The organism is Nocardioides sp. NBC_00850 (genome assembly GCF_045207335.1).
GTDB lineage: Bacteria > Actinomycetota > Actinomycetes > Propionibacteriales > Nocardioidaceae > Nocardioides.
This window is the reverse complement of sequence record NZ_CP108845.1, coordinates 3,089,143-3,108,105: the sequence shown is the minus strand read 5'-3', so window position 1 is coordinate 3,108,105 and position 18,963 is coordinate 3,089,143. Positions and strand designations below refer to the sequence as shown.

The window sequence follows — 18,963 nt, the reverse complement described above, 5'->3', positions numbered from 1 at the left end:
GTGCCGCGCTCCCGCATTCATCGCCGACCCGCCACCCGTCTACTTCACCGGCTGCTGCAGCTCGGTGACCCAGGCATCGGGGTCATCCGGCATCTCGAGGTAGACCTCACGGCACGGGCCGGCGAACTCGAGACCGGAGTCGGTGACGTGGCGGGACAGCTCCTGCCACGCCTCACCGATACCCGTCATCGGGCCACGGTAGATCGCCGTGACGGCGCGGTCGTGCGCCGGCAGCGTCCCGACCTGGAGTCCGTCCACGGCCTTGCCGCCGATGTCGGCTCCGGCGCCGAAGGTCATCCCGTCGCCGACGGCGTCGTACCAGCCGATCGCCGGTCCGGACGGTTCGATCCCGGCGGCCGCGAACGTGCCGTAGACCCGCCCGAAGAGGGGACCGACGCGCTGCCCGACCTCGGCGATCTCGTCGACGTGGTCGGTGAGCTGGGTGAGGGTGAGCGCCGCGAGCGGCTTCTCGGTGTAGGTGAGGGTGGACATGGCATCTCCTTCCAACAGTCGGAGACGTCGCTCCACCTCGCCGAGGCGCCGGCCGTCGGCGTCGATCTGCGAGCGCAGGTCGTCGCGGCGCCGGTGCAGCAGCGCGGCGAGCTCGGCCGGCGTACGGCCCTCGTCGAGCAGGTCGCCGACCTCCTCGAGCGAGAAGCCCAGCGACCGGAACGCCACCAGCGCGTCGGCCCGGGCCAGCAGCGCCGGCTCGTAGAACCGGTAGCCGCTGTGCGGGTCGACGCGGGACGGCGAGAGCAGACCGAGGGAGTCGTAGTGCCTCAGCATGCGCACCGACACCCCGGCGAAGCGGGCGAAGTCTCCGATACTCAACATGACACGTTCAGCCCATCGCCTGACACAGTGTGAGGGTCAACTGCTCCGCCCGAACTACTCCGCGGGGACCCGCGCTTCGATCTCGGCCAGCCACGCGGCGGGACTCGCGTCCGAGGGCATCCGCCAGTCACCGCGGGGCGACATCGTGCCGCCGTTGGAGACCTTGGGACCGTTGGGCAGCGCCGAGCGCTTGAACTGGTTGGCGAAGAAGCGCTTCACGAAGACCTCGAGCCAGGCGCGGATCTCCTTCATCTCGTACGCCGTCCGCTTCTCCTCCGGGAAACCCGGGGGCCACTCCCCGGCCTCGACGTCGTGCCAGGCGTTCCACGCCAGGAAGGCGATCTTCGAGGGGGTGAAGCCGTTGCGCACGGTGTGGAAGAGGGTGAAGTCCTGTAGGGCGTACGGCCCGATCTTCTGCTCCGTCGACTGCAGCTCCTCCCCCGGCACGAGCTCGGGCGAGATCTCCTGGTCGAGGATCTCCTGGAGGACCTCGTCGGCGGTGCCGTCGAACTGCTCGGTGGTGATCACCCAGCGGATCAGGTGCTGGATCAGGGTCTTCGGTACGCCGGCGTTGACGTTGTAGTGCGACATCTGGTCGCCGACGCCGTAGGTCGCCCAGCCGAGCGCGAGCTCGGAGAGGTCGCCGGTGCCGAGGACGATGCCGCCGCGCTGGTTGGCGATGCGGAAGAGGAAGTCCGTACGCAGCCCCGCCTGGACGTTCTCGAAGGTGACGTCGTAGACCGGCTCGCCGTCGCCGGCGGGGTGCCCGATCTCCTTGAGCATCTGGGTGGCGGTGGGGCGGATGTCGAGCGTCTCGTAGGTCGTCCCGAGCGCCTCCATCAGCTTGATCGCGTTGGACCTGGTGTCGTCCGAGGTCGCGAAGCCGGGCATCGTGAACGCCAGGATGTCGCTCGCCGGACGACCGAGCCGCTCCATCGCCTTGGCGGCCACGATCAGCGCGTGGGTGGAGTCGAGCCCGCCGGAGACGCCGATGACGATCTTCGTGTCCGGGCCGATCGACTGGAGCCGCTTCTCGAGCCCGGAGACCTGGATGTTGTAGGCCTCGTAGCACTCCAGCGCGAGCTTCTCCGGGTCGTCGGGGACGAACGGGAACCGGTCGACCTTGCGCCGCAGGCCGTCACCGGTCAGCGGCGGCGCGAGCTCGAACTCGATCTCGGAGTGGAAGGCCCCCTCGGCGCGACGGTTGTCGTCGAAGGTGCCCTGCCGGAACCGCTCGGCGCGGATCCGCTCCAGGTCGACGTCGACGACGGTGCGCCGCGGCCCGTCCGGGAACCGCTCGGTCTCCCCCAGCAGCTCGCCGAGCTCGTACGCCATCGTCTGCCCGTCCCAGGACAGGTCGGTCGTCGACTCGCCCTGGCCGGCAGCGGTGTAGACGTACGCCGCCACGCACCGCGCGCTCGCCGACTGCACCAGGAGGCGGCGCGCGTCGGAGCGTCCCACGGTGATCGGGCTGGCGGAGAGGTTGAGCAGCACGGTCGCGCCGGCCAGCGCGGCCTTGGCGCTCGGCGGCACCGGGACCCACATGTCCTCGCAGACCTCGACGTGGAAGACGAGATCCTTGACGTCGGTGCAGCGGAAGAGCAGCTCGTTGCTGAGCGGCACCTCCTCGCCGCCGAGCATGATCGTGCCGTCGGCGCCGTCGCCCGTGCCGTACCAGCGCTTCTCGTAGAACTCGCGGTAGGTCGGCAGGTAGGTCTTGGGCACCACGCCGAGCACCTCGCCGCCGTGGATCACGACCGCGGTGTTGAGCACCCGGTCGCCGTGGCGCAGTGGGGCGCCGACGACGATCACCGACAGCAGCTCCTCGGAGGCCACCACGATCGCGCTGATCGCGGCGTGCACGGCGTCGAGGAGGGTCCGCTGCAGGACGAGGTCGTCGATCGAGTAGCCCGAGAGACACAGCTCCGGGAAGACCGCCACCGCGACCCCCTCGTCGGAGCACTCGCGGGCCTGCGCGATCACCTCGCGCGCGTTGGCTGCCGGGTCGGCGACGGAGATCGGGATGGTGCACGCCGCGACCCGCGCGAAGCCATGGGAGTAGGCGGAGTAGAAGTCCACACCCCGGAGTCTAGGCGCGACCGGCTACCCGGCCAGCCGATGCCCGCCGCCGACCGACGGCCTCAGGACAGGTCGCGGATGCGGATGTTCCGGTAGGAGACCACGTCCGGGGTGCTGCCGTGCGCCTGGACCCCGACGTGACCGGTCAACCCTCGGCTGCTGGAATCGGGGTCGTTCGGACGACCGGGGAACGGCAGCCCGGGCAGGTTCTCGAACTCGTTGATCACGACACCGTTGCGGATCACGGTGTAGTGCTGCCCGATGACGCGGATCTCGAGGTCGTTCCAGGTGCCCTTCGGGGTCGGTCGCGCCTGGGCCAGGGTGAGGTCGGCGAAGCCGTAGATCGACCCGGTCTTGCGGGGGTCGTTGCTGCCGCTCTCCGGCGAGTCGTTGACCTGGATCTCGTGGCCACAGTTGACCGCGATCCAGGAGAGGTTGCCCGTCTCGCTGCCGTTGAACGTCGTCGGGCACCCCTCGACAGGGCCCCACAGCTCGGGGAAGCGCACCTGGACGCCGCTGTTTCCGCGGGCCGCACCGGGCGCGTCGTCGCGGAACTGCAGTCGCAACGAGAAGTCGCCGTACTCCTGTGCCGGGTACCACAGGGTTCCGAACCCACCACCCGCGCCCGCACGGCTGCGGATGGTGCCGTCCGGCACCAGGTCGAACCCACCGTCGCCGGCGTACGCCCAGTCGCCGAAGGAGTCGGCCGAGCCGTCGAAGAGCCAGTCGTAACCCTCCACCTTCCCCACCTGCGAGCGGGCGGCGGCGGACTGCAACCGGCTGGCCTCGGCCCGCGTGACCTCACCGGTGGCGACCAGATCGGCGGTGACGCCGCGGACGTGCGTCACGAAGGCCCCGTGGGTCGGCCACGTCCGTTCGTCGTCGATGACGTCGTTGATGGTGCAGCCGGAACGCAGGGTGCTGTTGGCGACGCCGCTGTCGAGATCGAGGAAGACCACGCTCGAGCGGGCATCGGGTGCCGGGCAGGTTGTGGTCGTCGAGGGTGTCTCAGCAGGAGTCGCGGAGGCAGCTCCGGTCGGGCCGCCCATGCACAGTGCGGTGATCCCGAGGACGGCCGACCCGACGGCGAGCCGGGTCCGAGTGCGGCGTGAGTGGAGGAGGTGGGACATCGAGACTCCGAACGTCAGGACGCCGAGCGAGATGTGATGCGCGTCACGCTGGATGCTAGTGTCGACCGCCGTCGACTTTCAACCGTTTCCGAACGACTTTCGCGAACAACCTTCGAAAGTGGCTCAGCCTGCCGGGCGCTCCATCACGATCTCTTCGGGGCCGTCGTCGATGGGGCTTGGAACCGTGGCGGACTCGACGAAACCGAGCCGCTCGTAGACGGCGTGGGCGCGGTCGTTGCCGACGAGGTGGGTGAGTCGTACGGGCAGGGATCCGGCGCGGGCGATCACCTCGCTCAGCAGCGCGCTGCCGGCGCCGGAGCCCTGGGAGTCAGGGAGGACGTACAGCTTCCAGAGCATCAGGTGGTCCTCGAAGACCGAGTAGGAGGCCATCGCCACGACCTGGTCGTCGACCTCGGCGACGAGGACGGTGCCGGCCCTGATCCCGGGGAGCACGGCGTCCGGAGCCCACCACTTGGCGATGCCCTCCTCGACGTACGCTTCTCCGGTGATCGGCGGGTACGTCGCCCGCCAGGTCGTCACGCCGACGTGGATCACCGCGTCGAGGTCCTGCTCCGTCGCCTCTCGCACCCGCATGGACGCGACGATAACCAGGAGCGCCGGGGCTGTCGTTCGGTTTAGCGTCGGATCGTGCTGATCCGACGTGAACGTCCCGAGGACGTGGCCGACATCCGTGCGGTCACCGCCGCCGCCTTCTCCGGCGTGGAGCATTCCGCGCCGCCGATCGAGCCCGACGGGGCGCCCGGCGAGGCGACCCTCGTGGGGTGGCTGCGCGAGGATCCGGGCTGGATCCCGGAGCTCTCGCTGGTCGCCGAGGCCGACGGCGAGATCGTCGGCCACGCCGCGGCCACCCGCGGGACGCTCGCCGGCCGTCCCGCGCTCGGCCTCGGCCCGGTCAGCGTCTCCCCCGCCCGCCAGCGCGACGGCGTCGGCTCGGCGCTGATGCACGCCATCCTCGGTGCCGCCGACGCGATGGGCGAGCCGGTCGTCGTCCTCCTCGGCTCCCCCGCCTACTACGGCCGCTTCGGCTTCGTCTCTGCCTCCTCCCTCGGGATCGAAGCACCCGAGCCCGCCTGGGGCGACTACTTCCAGGCACGGCCGCTGGCGGCGTACGACCAGGCCGTCCGCGGGGCGTTCGCCTACGCGGCTCCGTTCGACCGGTTGTGATCACCACCACAGCGCGTACGACATCTTCTCGACATACGCTGGGAACAGTCCGTGGACTCCATCAGGGAGCTGCGAGATGACACCAGAAAGGCTCGATGATGAGCACGAACCCCTCTGCTGAGGAGACCGCACCGTACGGTTCCGGCGCCGCAGGCAATGCGCCCGCGAAGCCCGTCAAGAAGGTGCGCACGCATCATCTTCGCGAGATGAAGCAGCGTGGCGACAAGATCACGATGCTGACCTCCTACGACATGTACACCGCCCAGATCTTCGACGAGGCCGGGGTCGACCTGCTGCTCGTCGGTGACTCCGCCTCCAACAACGTCCTCGGCAACGAGACGTCGCTTCCGGTGACCGTGGACGAGCTGCTGCCGCTGACCCGCGCGGTCTCGCGCAGCGTGAAGCGGGCGATGGTCGTCGGCGACCTGCCCTTCGGCTCCTACCAGGCCTCGCCCGAGCAGGGCTACCTGACCGCGGTGCGGTTCATGAAGGAGGCGGGCGCCCACTGCGTGAAGCTCGAGGGCGGCGCCGAGATGGCTCCGGTGATCAAGAAGCTGGTCGAGGGCGGCATCCCGGTCATCGCCCACATCGGCTTCACCCCGCAGTCCGAGCACGTGCTCGGCGGCTACCGCGTCCAGGGCCGCGGAGACACCTCCGACCGGATCATCGACGACGCCAAGGCCGTCCAGGAGGCCGGGGCGTTCGCCGTCGTCATGGAGATGGTGCCCGGTGAGGTCGCCGCGCAGATCTCCAAGGAGCTCGACATTCCCACGATCGGCATCGGCGCCGGCCCCGACTGCGACGGCCAGGTGCTGGTCTGGCAGGACGCCTTCGGCATGCGCAGCGGCAAGATGGCCCGCTTCGTGAGGCAGTACGCCGACGTGAAGTCGGTCCTGTCCGAGGGCGCCGAGGCCTACATCTCCGACGTCAAGGGCTCGGCCTTCCCCGGCCCCGAGCACACCTTCTGACGGTCCGCGCTTGAGAAGTGGTCAATTTGGGCCGTCCGCCGGCTCGATGCCGGGCCCAAATTGACCACTTCTCGGATCCTGCTCCCATAGCGAGCCGCGCCACAGGGCGTACCAGGCGTCCAGACGGGCGGGATCGTAGGTCCGTCCGAGCGCGTCGTCAGCCTCCCGCAGGATCATCGCGGCGCGGAAGCGGACATCCGGAGCGACATAGCCGTGGCGTACGTAGCCCGCATCCGCGAGGCGCGAGTCCCGGCGTCGGTCGCGGGCATACTGACTGCGATCGCGATGCACGGCTCCGTCGTACTCCTGCAGGGTCCTGGTGCCTGTGATCAGCAGGTCGGCCCGCGCCACGAAGCGACCGGCGTCGTCGAACAGCTCGGCCTGAGGCTGCACCGGCACCTCGCACGCCTCGTGCAGCATCCGGAGCAACGACTCCCACGGCGACTCCGACCTGCCGTCGGCCAGAGCGAGCGCTTCGCGCAACCGCGGCCCGCCCCGGCGACCGCGCGCCGCTACCTCGAGATCCTCGCGGGTGCAACCCCGCTCATGCAGCACACCGTCGACCATCACGACCAGGTCCAGCAGCCCGAGGCGGGGAGCCGCGGCGAGCACAGTCTCGGCGACCGTCGCGATCCGTACGCCGTCGATCCCGTGACTGTGCGGGGGCAGTGGGTGTCGGGTGACATCCACCTGCGGCCGACGCACCCGTACCCCACTCGGGACCGAGATCTCGATGGGACGGTCCGGAGCCAGCGGCGGCAGCCAGAGCTCGTACGCCTCCGCCGCGGTCAACCCGGTGAAGACCGTGCCGTCCGGCAGCCGCTCCGCCCAGGCCCGCATCCTGGCCCAGACCGGATCCTCCTCACCGACGTCGCTCGCGAGCCGAACCCCGGACCCGAGACTCTCCCAGCGGCCGCTGCGCCGGCGCGGCGCCCGCGGTGACTTCGCTTCCGTCATGCACCCCACGCTGCGACGAAGTCAGGTCTGCCGCCACCGCAATCGACGCGCCTGTGGAAAACCCGCCGGTCAGCGTCCGCCAGGCCGGGCGAGGCCAACCAGGCGGGCGACGACGAGCGCGACGTAGAAGACACCGGCGACCTGCTCGACCATGACCACCGAACGCGAGTGGGGCTGGACGGGGACGATGTCGGAGAGGCCCAGCGAGGTCAGGGTCGTGAAGGAGAGATAGAGCAGCTCGAACCAGGTGCGCTGGGTGTCGAACGAGCCCGGCCAGATCACCTGCACGGCCGCGAAGAGGTAGGCGAAGGCCCAGGCCACCACGGTGAAGGCCGCTCCGGTCGCGAAGAGCTCGTCGCGGGTCACCTCGTCGTCGTGGAAGAGGTAGCGGATCATCGCGTAGGAGACGAACAGGTAGAACGGCACATGGAAGAGCGCCGAGACCAGCACCACCCAGCCCTCGTTCGGCGCGACCGCCTCCCAGACCGCGAAGACGGTTGCCGGCGCACCGAACAGGATCGCCACCCAGGACAGGGCCGGGGTGAGGCGTACGGCCGCGACGGCGACGACCAGCAGCAACAGCTGGAGCACGCCGATACCGGCGCGGCCGGTGGTCGAGCCGTCGAGGAACGGGTAGGCCAGGACGGCGACCAGCTGTCCACCGAGCAGTACGGCGGAGGGGTGTTCCCGCATCGTGTTGAAAGCGTTCGTCACAACCGCACACCCTAAAGCCCACCCGGCCAGTACCGTCGGCACCATGCGCGCTGCCATCGCCCTCGCCTCCGTGATCACGCTCGGGCTCTCGACCGCCGCATGCGCCGGAGACTCCTCTCCCGCCTCCACTCCCCCACCGCTGAACCCGTCTGGCTCGCCGAGCACCTCCGCGAGCGCCTCCTCATCGGCCCCTGCGGCCGTGCTGCCGACGTCCGACCGGGTCCCGGAGCTCGATGTGGAGGTGGTCAACGACGAACTCGACCATCCCTGGGACGTCGCCGACATCGGCGAGGACCGGTTCCTGGTCACCGAGCGCGACCGGGCCGTCCTGTCGCTGATCGAGGGAGGCGATCGGCGCGAGATCCCCCTCGAGGACAACGACATCTGGGTCTCCGGCGAGACCGGGCTGATGGGCCTCGAGATCGACCCCGGCTTCGCCGAGAACCGGCGCATCTACACCTGCCAGGGCTGGAACGGTGGCGAGGACGTACGCGTCATCTCCTGGACCCTCGACGCCGGGCTGACGAGGGCGACCCAGGAGCAGACCCTGATCGACGGCTTCCCCACGAGCAGCGGACGCCATGGTGGCTGCCGGCTGCTGATCAGCGCCGACGGGGCGCTGTGGGTCGGCACCGGCGACGCCGCCAACGAGGAGAACCCGCGCAGCCTCGACTCCCTGGGCGGCAAGACGCTCCGGCTCGACCCGCAGACCGGCAAGCCGTGGCCCGGCAACCCGTGGGCCGGGGACCAGGGGCCGCGGCGCTACATCACCTCGTTCGGCCACCGCAACGTGCAGGGTCTGGCCGAGCGAGCAGACGGCACGCTCTGGTCGATGGAGCACGGCCCAGACCGCGACGACGAGGTCAACGAGATCACCCTCGGCGGCGACTACGGCTGGAATCCCGGTGCGGGCTACAACGAGTCGGTGCCGATGACCGACCAGGACCTGCCCGGAGAGCAGATCGAGGCGGCCTGGGAATCCGGCAACCCGACCATCGCCACCGGCGGTGGCACCTTCATCCCGGTCCAGGAACGGTGGGGCGCCTACGGCGGGGCGCTCGCGGTCGCCGTGCTCAAGGACCAGGAGCTGCGGATCCTCTCCTTCGACGAGGCCGGCAAGCTCACCGATGACAGCTCGCCCGAGGTCATGCAGGACTACGGGCGGCTGCGTACGGTCTCGCTGGCCGCCGACGGCGACCTGCTGATCACCACCGACAACGGCGGCGAGGACGTGCTGCTCCGAGTGACCCCGCGCTGAGGGTCACCCAGAGCTGAGGATCACTTGTCCTCGGTGCCCGCGTCGCCCTCCCAGGCCTTGTCTTCCTTGTCCCAGCGCTCGTTGTTCTCCTCCACGTGCTCCAGCGCTCGGGAGGCCTCGGCGTGGGAGGCGTAGGGGCCGAGACGGTCCTTGGCCTTGCAGCCCTCGTACGGCTCGACGGTCTTGTGCTTGAGGCAGTAGTAGTACTCGCCCGCGTGCTCGTCGCTCATGTGGCCAACTTACCGTTGCGCGAGATGTTCGCGTGGGCAACAGCGCTGTTACACGGATTTCAGTAGGTTGCCTCCATGAGCCAGATGTTCGACGCCTACGAGACTCGGGATCCGGCCTATGACGAGATGTTCGTCGGCAGCGAGCTCCGCCCTCCCTATCAACGGCTCGGCGACTCGCTGCGCCGGCTCAGCGCGGCGGAGCTGATCAGCCGGGTCGAGGCGATGCAGGCCAGCTATCTCGACCAGGGCGTCACCTTCGACATAGGCGGGGAGGAGCGGGCCTTCCCGCTCGACATCGTGCCGCGGGTCATCGAGCGGGACAGCTGGGCGACGATCGACAAGGGCGTCCAGCAGCGGGTCAAGGCGCTGGAGCTGTTCCTCGCCGACATCTACGACGAGGGCAAGGTCTTCGAGGACGGGGTGATCCCGCGCGAGGTGATCACCACCTCCAGCCACTACCACCGCGCTGCCGCCGGGGTGCACCCGCCCAACGGCGTACGCGTCCAGGTCTCGGGCATCGACCTGGTCCGTGACAACACCGGCGAGTTCCGCGTGCTGGAGGACAACGTGCGGGTCCCGTCGGGTGTCTCGTACGTCATGACCAACCGCCGCGCGATCTCGGCCGCGCTCCCGGAGACGATCGCCGAGCACCGGATCCGGCCGGTGGCCAACTACCCGCAGAAGCTCCTCGCGGCGCTGCGCGCGGCCGCTCCCGCCGGCGTCGCCGACCCCACGGTGGTCGTGCTGACCCCGGGCGTCTACAACGGCGCCTACTTCGAGCACGCGCTGCTGGCCCGGACGATGGGCGTCGAGCTCGTCGAGGGGCGCGACCTGGTCTGCCGCAACGGGCAGGTGCTGATGCGTACGACCAAGGGGCTGGCCCCGGTGCACGTCATCTACCGGCGCATCGACGACGAGTTCCTCGATCCGGTGCACTTCCGGCCCGACTCGATGCTCGGCTGCGTCGGGCTGATCGACGCCGCCCGGATGGGCAACGTGACGCTGGCCAACGCGGTCGGCAACGGGGTCGCCGACGACAAGCTCGTCTACACCTACATGCCCGACATCATCCGCTACTACCTCGGCGAGGACCCGGTGATCCGCAACGTCGACACCTGGCGGATGGGCGATGCGTCCTCGCGCGAGGAGGTCCTCGACCGGCTCGACGAGCTCGTACTCAAGCCGGTCGACGGCTCGGGCGGCAAGGGGATCGTGATCGGGCCGGCAGCCTCCGCACGCGAGCTGGACGTGCTGCGCGGAAAGATCCTGGACGACCCCCGCTCGTGGATCGCGCAGCCGGTGGTGCAGCTCTCGACGGTCCCGACCTTCACCGATGGAGATCTCGGGGCGCGGCATGTGGACCTGAGGCCGTTCGCGGTCAATGATGGCGACAAGGTCTGGGTTCTTCCCGGTGGCCTGACTCGGGTGGCGCTCGCAGAGGGCGAGCTGATCGTGAACAGCTCCCGTGGCGGCGGCTCGAAGGACACCTGGGTGCTCGCCGGACCGACGTCCTCCCGGCCACACGGCCGGGCGGGTCAGTCTCAAGCGCAGGGGGTTGCGTGATGCTGAGTCGCATTGCCGAGTCGATGTTCTGGATCGGGCGTTACGTGGAGCGCGCCGAGGACACCGCACGCATCCTCGACGTACAGACCCAGCACATCCTCGAGGACGCCGCCACCGACGAGGAGACCGCCTGCCGCTCGCTGCTCGCGGTGATGGGCATCGAGCTCTCCGAGGAGGAGAAGGTCGGTCTGCCGCAGATGCTGGACATGCTTGCGTACGACACCACCCAGCCGACCTCGATGGCCTATGCGCTCGGCGCGGCCAGGGAGTCGGCCCGCGGGGCCCGGGAGACGCTCTCGGTGCCGTTGTGGGAGGCGCTCAACACCACCTACCGGGCGATCCCGGCCGGCCAGTTCAAGCACATGCGGGCTCCCTTCATCTTCGGCTGGGTGCGCGACCGGGTGGCCCAGATCAACGGCACCGCCGACGCCACGATGATGCGCGATGAGTCCTGGCAGTTCCTGATGCTCGGACGCTACGTCGAGCGCGCCGACATGACCTCACGGCTGGTCGCGACGACGTCGCTGACCTCGGCCGCCGGCGGGGCGTCGCAGTGGAACTCCACGCTGCGCGCCTGCGGGGCGTACGACGCGTTCCTGCGCGTCAACAAGGGGGTCGAGACCGAGCAGGCGGCTGCCGAGTTCCTGCTGCTGGACCGGATCTTCCCGCGCTCGGTGGTGCACGCGCTGCAGCGGGCCGAGGGGGCGCTGGACACCCTGGAGGGAACCACGCGCCGCGCGGGCTTCACCGACGAGGCCCACCGGCTGATCGGCCGGATGCGGGCGTCGCTGGAGTATCGCTCGCTCCACGATCTGCTGGCGGACCTGCCCGCCGAGATGGAGCGGCTCCAGGTCACCTGCGCCGAGGCCACCGAGGCGGTCACCAAGCGCTACTTCGCCGGTGCCGAGGCACTGGCCTGGCAGCCGGTCTGAGGAGTCTGATCGAGATGAGCATGCAGTTCCGCATCGTGCACACCACGACGTTCGCCTACGACGGACCGGCGGTCGCCTCCTACAACCAGGCGCGGCTGACTCCCCTGACCACGCCCGACCAGATCGTGGTCCATCACCGGATCGACGTCTCGCCCAAGCCGTGGACGTATGAGTACAAGGACTACTTCGGCAACGAGGTCACCGCGATCGAGGTGCTCGAGGCGCATCGGGCCCTGAAGGTCTCCGCGACCAGCACCGTCCGGGTCGACCGGAAGCCCAGGGTCGCGCCGGTGCTCACCTGGGAGGAGGCCGCTCTGCCCGGGGTCGCGGACCGGTTCGTCGAGTTCCTGGGCCTTCCGTCGCTGGTGGTGCCCGACGAGGAGCTCACGACCCGGGCCAAGACCATCGCTGCCTCCGCGGCGCTTCCGGGCGAAGCCGCGGTCGAGATCGCCCGGGCGGTCGCCGAAGGGTCAGCACCGGCGCCGGATGCCGCCCACCAGCTGCTCGGGGCGCTGCGTACGGTCGGGATCCCGGCGCGCTACGTCTCCGGCTACGTCTACCCCGGCGGTGCCCACTCCTGGGTGGAGTGGTGGGACAACGGGTGGCACGGCATCGACCCCGCGACCGGCACCGAGCCCGGCGACGCGTACGTCGGTGTGGCCACGGGTCGTGACCACACCGACGTCAAGCCGCTGGGCGGGATCTACTCGGGTCCCGAGGAGCCGGCCGTCGAGGTCACCGTCGAGATGACCCGGCTCGCCTAGCTCTGTTCAGAGCGTGCTTTCCGCCGCGAGCCCGTTGATCACCTTCGCCAGCGCGATGTCACGGCTGGTGACCCCGCCGGCGTCGTGGCTGGTGAGCCGGATCTCGACGTACGGGTAGCGCAGGTCGATGTCGGGGTGGTGGTTGGCCTCCTCGGCCTTCGCCCCGATCGCGTTGACCAGCGCGAGACCGGTGATGAAGTCGCCGGTGTCCACGCGGGCGACGATGCTGTCGGCCTCGCCGCTGGTGTCGAACGTCCAGCCATCCAGCTGCTCCTGGGCGACCTGCTCGGCGTTGAGGGTCGTGGTGTCAGGTTCCATACCCCCACCCTGCCACCGCCGAGGTCGCCGCGTCATCCGGGTCACCGCTGGGTTCACTCCTGACGCTGCGCGAGCCGGTTGCTTACGCGGTAGACGGCTGCGTGATGGTCGTAGTCGTCGCTCATCACGGCCGCCAGGCGCAGCGGGCCGAGCGCGTCCTCGAGCCGGTCCTGGCGCTCCAGGACGCGGCCCAGCGAGTGCTGGCTCCAGGCGTCACTCGGGTCGCGCTCGACGAGCCAGCGCAGCTCCGTCTCGGCCTTCGCGAGCTGGGCCCGCAGCATGTAGGCCCACGCCCGCATGCTGCGCAGCCCGAAGTTGTCGGGGTCGTCGGCCAGCGCCGGCTCCAGGATCTCCAGCGCCTCCACCGGGAAGCGCCGCGAGAGCAGGTCATGGGCCGTCCGGTAGGCCACCTCGTGGGCGCTCTGGCCCGGGAAGACGACAGCCGGGGCTACGTACTCGAACTCTTCGTTCTCCGTCATCACACCCTCCGAACGTGATACCCCCACGCGGTATTCCATCCGCACCCGCCTTGGGAGCACCATTGTGACGGTTAGGAGGTGAACGCGCATGCACGCATCAGTAGGTGACCACCTCGTCGTCATGGGCCCACACGTCGGCGACCACACGCGAGAGGCCGAGATCATCGAGGTCAGCCACCCCGACGGCAGCCCGCCCTACCTCGTACGCTGGAGCGACAGCGACCACGAGTCGCTCGTCTTCCCCGGTCCGGATGCCCACATCGAGCCCGCCGCCCACTAGACTTTTACTGCGGACGGGCTGGCCGGGCGATCGCGTCGTAGAGATACGTCGAGGAAAGTCCGGGCTCCACAGGACAGGGTGGTGGCTAACGGCCACCCGGGGTGACCCGCGGGACAGTGCCACAGAGAACAGACCGCCTCTACCCTCCAGGTAGCGGTAAGGGTGAAACGGTGGGGTAAGAGCCCACCAGTCCTCGTGGTGACACGAGGAGCTAGGTAAACCCCACCCGGAGCAAGACCAGACAGCGTACGACGGTGTTAGTTCACTGGGAGGGCGGTCCGCCCGAGTGCGCGGGTAGGTTGCTAGAGGCCATCGGCAACGATGGCCCGAGATGGATGGTCGCCGACTACAGAACCCGGCTTACAGGCCAGCCCGTCCGCTTCACCCTTGGTCCCCGATTCCGAGGAACCTGTATCTCGGCCCTCCTCCCCTGTCGCGAGATCCCGCTACGGTCCTTGGGCAGCACACGCGCCCAAGCGGCTCATACGACGAGGCCGCAGGAGGGAGCAGCGTCGTGGCAGGCCTCCTCGGTCGACTCGGGGGCTTCTGTGCCCGGCACAGCCTTCTCGTCATCGGCGCCTGGGCCCTGGTGCTCGTCACCGTGGTCTTGGCCGTCTCGAGCCTCGGCGCCAAGACCAGCAACGACCTCGCGCTGCCCGGCACCGGCAGCCAGGAGGCGAAGGACCTGCTCTCCGACCGGTTCCCGCCCCAGCAGAACGGCGTCAACCCGATCGTCTTCCACGTGAGCAAGGGGAAGCTGACCGACTCCGCCAACAAGCAGGCAGTCGACGACGCGGTGAAGGAGATCGGCAAGCAGCCGCACGTCCACAGCGTCACCAACCCGCTGAGCAGCGACGGACAGACCGCCGGCCTGCTGTCGAAGGACGGCCGGACAGCCTTCGCGCCGGTGCTGATGGACGTCGGGTCCGGCGACCTGACGGAGAGGATCGCCGGCGACGTCCTGGACGCCACCCACCCCGCACAGGACGCGGGCATCACCACCGCGGCCGGCGGCTCCATCGGCTCGACGCTGTCGACCGACGAGTCCAGGACCAGCGAGGTCGTCGGGATCATCGCGGCGATGATCATCCTCAGCCTGGTGCTCGGGAGCCTGGTGGCGATGGGTCTGCCGATCATCACCGCCGTCCTCGGGCTCGGCGTCGCCCTGGCCACCGTCGGTCTGGTCGGCCACCTCCTCGCGATCCCGTCCGCCGGGCCGACCCTGGCCACCATGATCGGCCTCGGCGTGGGCATCGACTACGCCCTCTTCCTGATCACCCGCCACCAGGATCAGATGCGCGACGGGATGCCGATCCGCGAGTCGATCGCGCACGCGGTGGCGACGTCCGGCAGCGCCATCGTCTTCGCTGGCTGCACCGTCGTGGTGGCCCTCCTCGCGCTGGGCGTGGCCGGCATCCCGCTGGTCTCCGCGCTCGGGTACGCCTCGGCCATGGCCGTGGTGGCCGCCGTCCTGGTGGCGATCACCCTGCTGCCTGCGTTCCTGGGACTGCTGGGCCACCGGATCCGCTGGGCCTCGCTGCCGGCGTTCATGCGTCCGGGACGTCGGCGCGACCAGGGCGTGTGGGCGAGGTGGGCCGGAGTCGTCCATCGCCACCCGTGGGTGGTCGCGGGCGTCTCGCTCGCGGCCCTGGTGCCACTCATCATCCCGGTGTTCAGCCTCGAGCTCGGCCAGGAGGACGTCGGCGCCACCTCGAAGGAGACGACCGAACGGCAGGCGTACGACCTGATCAGCGCGGGCCTGGGCGTCGGTTACAACGGTCCGCTTCAGGTCGCCTCGTCCCTCGATCCGCCTGCGGCCCCGAGCGACGATTACACCCAGAAGTACGACGAGGCGATGTCGCTCAAGTCCGACCTCGAGAAGAAGCAGAAGGAGCTGCCCGAGCAGCAACAGCAGCTCGAGGACGAGCAGGCACAGCTGGAAGCCGAGCAGGCGTCCCTGGAACAACAGAGCGCGCAGCTGCAGGCGCAGCAGGTCGCCCTCGAACAGCAGGCCGACGCGCTGCGCGGAGAGCAGGCGAACCTCGAACGGCAGGCCGACCGGCTCCGCGCCGAACAGCGGACCCTCGAGGCCGAGCAGGCACGCCTCGAGGCCCGCAGGGACCAGCTGCGGCGCGAGGCGCGACGACTGGCGGTGCAGGCCCGGCCGCTCGTCCGGGAGCTCGTACGGCTCCGGGCCCACGAGCGCGTCCTGGAACGCCGCATCGCCCGCGCCGAGCAGGACGGCGACGAGGCCCGAGTGGAACGGTTGCAGGCCCGCCTCGACGCGGTGGAGGCCGAGCAGGCCGCCGTCCAGAAGAAGCTGGCGCCGCTGGAGCAGGAGGCACGCGGTCTCGCCCGACAGGCACGCCGGCTGCAGGCGCAGGCACAGCGCCTCCAGCAACAGGCCGACACGCTGCAACGACAGGCCGACTCGCTCACCCGGCAGAAGGCCGAGCTGGAGCGTCAGGCAGCCTCGCTGCAGGCCCAGGGCGACGAGCTCCAAGCGCAGGCCGCCTCACTGCGCCGCCAGGGGGACGCATTGGAGCAGCAGGCGCAGGAGCTCCAGCAGAAGGCCGACGATCTCAAGGCTGAGCAGCAACAGGCCCAGCAGGAGCAGAAGGAGGCCGAGCAACTGCAGGACGAGCTCACCAAGATGATGACCGCGGCGGGAGGCGACGCACGCGGCACCGACCTCCGCGTGGTGAACCTGCAGGACGGTCTCTCGGGCACCAACGGGGTCGCGACCCTCACCCCGCCGCAGATCAACAAGAAGGGCGACGTCGTCCTCCTCTCCGCCGTGCCGACGACCTCCCCCGCCTCGGACGACACCGCCGACCTCGTCGGGCACGTCCGCGACTCCGTGCTGCCGAAGACGAACAAGGACGGGGGCATCACGTCGTACGTCGGCGGCTACACGGCGTCCTACGTCGACCTGGCCTCCCTCATCTCGGCCCGGCTGCTGCTCGTCATCGGGACCGTGATCCTGCTCGGCTTCCTGTTGCTGATGGTGGCCTTCCGCTCGCTGCTCATCCCGCTCCAGGCAGCGGTGACCAACCTGCTCTCGGCGGCCGCCGCGTTCGGCGTCCTCACCGCAGCGTTCCAGTGGGGCTGGGGCATCGACCTGCTCGGCATCGACACGGCGTCGTCGACGGTGCCGATCGCCAGCTACGTACCCCTGATGATGTTCGCTGGCCTGTTCGGGCTCTCGATGGACTACGAGGTGTTCCTCGTCAGCCACGTCCAGCAGCACGTCCACGAGGGGGCCGAACCCCGGCAGGCGGTCCACTCGGGGCTGGTCTCCAGCGCCCGGATCACCACGGCCGCGGCCCTCATCATGGCGTCGGTGTTCGCCAGCTTCATCCTCGACCTCGACCCGACGATCAAGCAGTTCGGCGTCGGCCTCTCCGTCGCCGTGCTGCTCGCGGGCATTCTCGTGGTCACCCTTGCGCCGGCAGCGCTGGTGATCTTCGGACGCGCTGCCTGGTGGCTGCCCCGGTGGCTCGACAAGGTTCTCCCCCACATCTCGATCGAGGGCGAGCCGGCGCCGCCGGCCGGGACTCCGGACGTCCCGGAGTCGTCGCCCCGTCATCGGAGCGACAAAGGCACTGGGGTGTCGTCCGAGCGGTGATCGGCGGCCAGGGCCGTGGACCGCGGCGGCGGGACAATCTGGTTAACTTGGTTAACCGCTTGACCAGTGAGGCGCGTCACATCTACGATTCCTTGCGTAACCGGTTAACCAATAGATGAGGTGCCATGAGTCAGCAGGGGTTCTACCGACCGCAGGAGGCATGGGTAGGAGATGTCATCCCGTGGCAAGAGAACGGAGCCTTCCATCTCTTCTACCTGCGCGAGACTCGCCTGAATCCGGCCGAAGGCATGCCATGGCACCGCGTGGTGACGGACGATCTCGTCTGCTTTCGCGAGCTCGGCGAAGCCATCGCATCGAACGGTCCCTCGGCCGCTGACTTCAACATCTACACCGGCAGCATCGTGCTCGGCCCGGATGGCACCCATCACGCCTTCTACACCGGCCAGAACCCCGCCAACACAGGCACGGATGGTCGGCCGCTGCAGCTGGTCATGCACGCCACGAGCCACGACGGCATGCAGACCTGGCAGCGGCATCCAGGCGAGACGTTCGGCGCCACCGACGGCTACGAGACCGGCGACTGGCGCGACCCCTTCGTCTTCTGGGACGAGGAAGCCCAGCTGTGGCGGATGCTGATCACCGCACGCCACGCGAGGGGACCGGCGCGGCGACGTGGCGTGATCGCGCAGTGCCTCTCGCGCGATCTGGCGCGCTGGGAGCCGGCCGCGCCCTTCTGGGACCCGCAGCGATACGTCGCGATGGAGTGCCCCGAGGTCTTCCAGTGGGGCGAGTGGTGGTATCTCGTGTACTCCGAGTTCAGCGACGCCTTCACCACTCGCTACCGCATGTCGCGCAGCCAGCACGGCCCGTGGATCGTCCCGGAGCACGACACGCTCGACGGACGCGCCTTCTACGCCGCCAAGTCGGCGAGCCGCGACGGTCGGCGCTTCTTCTTCGGCTGGATCGCCTCCCGAGAGGGATCCAGCGATGACGGCGCATGGCAGTGGGCCGGCACGATGTCGGTGCTCGAGGCCGACCAGCGCGAGGACGGAACCCTCGCGTTCCACCCGACCGCTGCATTGCGCGAGACGTTCGACGCCGAGATCGGTGGTGTCGGGATCGATGCGGGCACTGTCCTGAGCTCCCCTGACGGCTACGCAGTCGAGGTGACCCAGGCCGAGACCCCGAGCGCCTTCCGGTCCGTTGTCAGGTTCGACATCGCCGACGGCACGACCGAGTGCGGTCTGCTGCTGCGCGCGAGCGCCGATGGGGACGAAGGCTATGTGCTTCGTCTCGAACCGAAGCGTGGCCGTCTCGTCCTCGACCGCTGGCCGCGCCGGAGCACGGGCACCGAGCAGTGGCAGATCTCCGGCGACGTACCGTTCGCGCTCGAGCTGGAGCGTCCCTGCCGGATCGAGCCCGGCGTGCACGAGCTCGATGTCATCGTCGACGGCGATCTCTGCGTGGCGACCCTCGACAACGCGACCGTGCTGAGCACTCGGATCTACGACCGGCCGACGGGCCACCTCGGCGTCTTCGCCGGCGAAGGCACGGTCACCGTCGACACCTTCACCGTGTTCGCCCGCGCCGAGCGCGGTCCCGAGCCCACCGTCTCGAACCACGATCTGATCGCTGCCGCAACCTGATCCCCTCTCCCCCGTTCGGCCCTACCGACTCAGCCCA

Annotated in this window: 18 protein-coding genes and 1 other RNA gene; 10 read left to right on the top strand and 9 right to left on the bottom strand. The window is 69.5% G+C overall.

Annotation, left to right across the window (positions count from 1 at the left end):
• Positions 1-39: 39 nt before the first annotated feature.
• The 4 genes from OH802_RS15080 to OH802_RS15065 all read right to left on the bottom strand — a co-directional run bounded on the left by OH802_RS15080 (position 40) and on the right by OH802_RS15065 (position 4,637).
• Entirely contained in the window at positions 40-831 is a 792-nt protein-coding gene (locus tag OH802_RS15080) for a MerR family transcriptional regulator (RefSeq protein WP_406019695.1), read from the bottom strand.
• Positions 832-888: 57 nt separating this feature from the next.
• On the bottom strand, positions 889-2,913 hold the full coding sequence (locus OH802_RS15075) for an NAD(+) synthase (RefSeq protein WP_406019693.1): 2,025 nt from the start codon (positions 2,911-2,913) through the stop codon (positions 889-891).
• A gap of 62 nt (positions 2,914-2,975) precedes the next feature.
• The gene (locus OH802_RS15070) at positions 2,976-4,043 is read right to left on the bottom strand and encodes a DUF1080 domain-containing protein (protein WP_406019691.1); all 1,068 of its coding nucleotides are present in this window, start codon (positions 4,041-4,043) and stop codon (positions 2,976-2,978) included.
• Between the two features lie 123 nt (positions 4,044-4,166).
• Positions 4,167-4,637, bottom strand: a complete 471-nt coding sequence (locus OH802_RS15065; protein WP_406019689.1) for a GNAT family N-acetyltransferase — start codon at positions 4,635-4,637, stop codon at positions 4,167-4,169.
• A 54-nt stretch (positions 4,638-4,691) separates the two neighbouring features.
• On the opposite strand from OH802_RS15065, the gene OH802_RS15060 reads away from it, so the two are divergent.
• Positions 4,692-5,228, top strand: coding sequence for a GNAT family N-acetyltransferase (locus OH802_RS15060; protein ID WP_406019687.1), 537 nt, complete (start codon positions 4,692-4,694; stop codon positions 5,226-5,228).
• Between the two features lie 95 nt (positions 5,229-5,323).
• The gene (gene panB / locus OH802_RS15055) at positions 5,324-6,196 is read left to right on the top strand and encodes a 3-methyl-2-oxobutanoate hydroxymethyltransferase (protein WP_406019685.1); all 873 of its coding nucleotides are present in this window, start codon (positions 5,324-5,326) and stop codon (positions 6,194-6,196) included.
• Between the two features lie 21 nt (positions 6,197-6,217).
• Here the strand turns inward: panB and OH802_RS15050 are convergent, their stop codons facing one another.
• A complete protein-coding gene (locus OH802_RS15050) occupies positions 6,218-7,153 on the bottom strand; it encodes a hypothetical protein (protein WP_406019683.1) in 936 nt (311 codons plus the stop codon).
• Positions 7,154-7,222: 69 nt separating this feature from the next.
• Positions 7,223-7,867, bottom strand: coding sequence for an ion channel (locus OH802_RS15045; RefSeq protein ID WP_406019681.1), 645 nt, complete (start codon positions 7,865-7,867; stop codon positions 7,223-7,225).
• Positions 7,868-7,910: 43 nt separating this feature from the next.
• Here OH802_RS15045 and OH802_RS15040 point away from each other — a divergent pair, with 43 nt between their 5' ends.
• Positions 7,911-9,125 (top strand): PQQ-dependent sugar dehydrogenase, encoded by a 1,215-nt coding sequence (locus OH802_RS15040; protein WP_406019679.1) that lies wholly within the window; start codon positions 7,911-7,913, stop codon positions 9,123-9,125.
• Between the two features lie 20 nt (positions 9,126-9,145).
• Here OH802_RS15040 and OH802_RS15035 read toward each other — a convergent pair whose 3' ends face one another.
• Positions 9,146-9,355 (bottom strand): hypothetical protein, encoded by a 210-nt coding sequence (locus OH802_RS15035; protein WP_406019677.1) that lies wholly within the window; start codon positions 9,353-9,355, stop codon positions 9,146-9,148.
• Between the two features lie 75 nt (positions 9,356-9,430).
• On the opposite strand from OH802_RS15035, the gene OH802_RS15030 reads away from it, so the two are divergent.
• From OH802_RS15030 to OH802_RS15020, 3 genes are read left to right on the top strand one after another with little or no spacing between them, the layout of a single operon-like run.
• Positions 9,431-10,918 (top strand): circularly permuted type 2 ATP-grasp protein, encoded by a 1,488-nt coding sequence (locus OH802_RS15030; RefSeq protein ID WP_406019675.1) that lies wholly within the window; start codon positions 9,431-9,433, stop codon positions 10,916-10,918.
• Positions 10,918-11,850, top strand: a complete 933-nt coding sequence (locus tag OH802_RS15025) for an alpha-E domain-containing protein (RefSeq protein ID WP_406019673.1) — start codon at positions 10,918-10,920, stop codon at positions 11,848-11,850. The genes OH802_RS15030 and OH802_RS15025 overlap by 1 nt, the downstream gene beginning before the upstream one ends.
• 14 nt (positions 11,851-11,864) lie before the next feature.
• Complete coding sequence (locus OH802_RS15020; protein ID WP_406019671.1) at positions 11,865-12,614, top strand: transglutaminase N-terminal domain-containing protein; 750 nt, start codon at positions 11,865-11,867, stop codon at positions 12,612-12,614.
• Positions 12,615-12,620: 6 nt separating this feature from the next.
• Here the strand turns inward: OH802_RS15020 and OH802_RS15015 are convergent, their stop codons facing one another.
• Together OH802_RS15015 and OH802_RS15010 are read right to left on the bottom strand one after the other, a co-directional pair.
• The gene (locus OH802_RS15015; protein ID WP_406019669.1) at positions 12,621-12,932 is read right to left on the bottom strand and encodes a 4a-hydroxytetrahydrobiopterin dehydratase; all 312 of its coding nucleotides are present in this window, start codon (positions 12,930-12,932) and stop codon (positions 12,621-12,623) included.
• Positions 12,933-12,985: 53 nt separating this feature from the next.
• The gene (locus OH802_RS15010) at positions 12,986-13,411 is read right to left on the bottom strand and encodes a tetratricopeptide repeat protein (RefSeq protein ID WP_406019667.1); all 426 of its coding nucleotides are present in this window, start codon (positions 13,409-13,411) and stop codon (positions 12,986-12,988) included.
• 88 nt (positions 13,412-13,499) lie between these two features.
• Here OH802_RS15010 and OH802_RS15005 point away from each other — a divergent pair, with 88 nt between their 5' ends.
• From OH802_RS15005 to OH802_RS14990, 4 genes are all read left to right on the top strand, one after another.
• Complete coding sequence (locus OH802_RS15005) at positions 13,500-13,691, top strand: DUF1918 domain-containing protein (RefSeq protein WP_350659252.1); 192 nt, start codon at positions 13,500-13,502, stop codon at positions 13,689-13,691.
• Positions 13,692-13,705: 14 nt separating this feature from the next.
• An RNA gene (rnpB, locus tag OH802_RS15000) (RNase P RNA component class A) lies at positions 13,706-14,070 on the top strand.
• A gap of 135 nt (positions 14,071-14,205) precedes the next feature.
• Positions 14,206-17,319, top strand: coding sequence for an MMPL family transporter (locus tag OH802_RS14995; RefSeq protein ID WP_406019665.1), 3,114 nt, complete (start codon positions 14,206-14,208; stop codon positions 17,317-17,319).
• A gap of 125 nt (positions 17,320-17,444) precedes the next feature.
• Positions 17,445-18,926: a GH32 C-terminal domain-containing protein gene (locus OH802_RS14990; RefSeq protein WP_406019663.1), complete on the top strand. Its 1,482-nt coding sequence runs from the start codon at positions 17,445-17,447 to the stop codon at positions 18,924-18,926.
• Positions 18,927-18,963: the final 37 nt, after the last annotated feature.

Excerpts from the sequence above, each read along its gene's own strand:
- OH802_RS15070 (WP_406019691.1), bottom strand. The coding sequence starts at position 4,043 with ATGTCCCACCTCCTCCACTCACGCCGCACTCGGACCCGGCTCGCCGTC.
- OH802_RS15020 (WP_406019671.1), top strand. The coding sequence starts at position 11,865 with ATGAGCATGCAGTTCCGCATCGTGCACACCACGACGTTCGCCTACGAC.
- OH802_RS15035 (WP_406019677.1), bottom strand. The coding sequence starts at position 9,355 with ATGAGCGACGAGCACGCGGGCGAGTACTACTACTGCCTCAAGCACAAG.
- OH802_RS15040 (WP_406019679.1), top strand. The coding sequence starts at position 7,911 with ATGCGCGCTGCCATCGCCCTCGCCTCCGTGATCACGCTCGGGCTCTCG.
- OH802_RS15050 (WP_406019683.1), bottom strand. The coding sequence starts at position 7,153 with ATGACGGAAGCGAAGTCACCGCGGGCGCCGCGCCGGCGCAGCGGCCGC.
- OH802_RS15025 (WP_406019673.1), top strand. The coding sequence starts at position 10,918 with ATGCTGAGTCGCATTGCCGAGTCGATGTTCTGGATCGGGCGTTACGTG.
- panB (WP_406019685.1), top strand. The coding sequence starts at position 5,324 with ATGATGAGCACGAACCCCTCTGCTGAGGAGACCGCACCGTACGGTTCC.
- OH802_RS15030 (WP_406019675.1), top strand. The coding sequence starts at position 9,431 with ATGAGCCAGATGTTCGACGCCTACGAGACTCGGGATCCGGCCTATGAC.
- OH802_RS15010 (WP_406019667.1), bottom strand. The coding sequence starts at position 13,411 with ATGACGGAGAACGAAGAGTTCGAGTACGTAGCCCCGGCTGTCGTCTTC.
- OH802_RS15065 (WP_406019689.1), bottom strand. The coding sequence starts at position 4,637 with ATGCGGGTGCGAGAGGCGACGGAGCAGGACCTCGACGCGGTGATCCAC.
- OH802_RS14990 (WP_406019663.1), top strand. The coding sequence starts at position 17,445 with ATGAGTCAGCAGGGGTTCTACCGACCGCAGGAGGCATGGGTAGGAGAT.
- OH802_RS15015 (WP_406019669.1), bottom strand. The coding sequence starts at position 12,932 with ATGGAACCTGACACCACGACCCTCAACGCCGAGCAGGTCGCCCAGGAG.
- OH802_RS15005 (WP_350659252.1), top strand. The coding sequence starts at position 13,500 with ATGCACGCATCAGTAGGTGACCACCTCGTCGTCATGGGCCCACACGTC.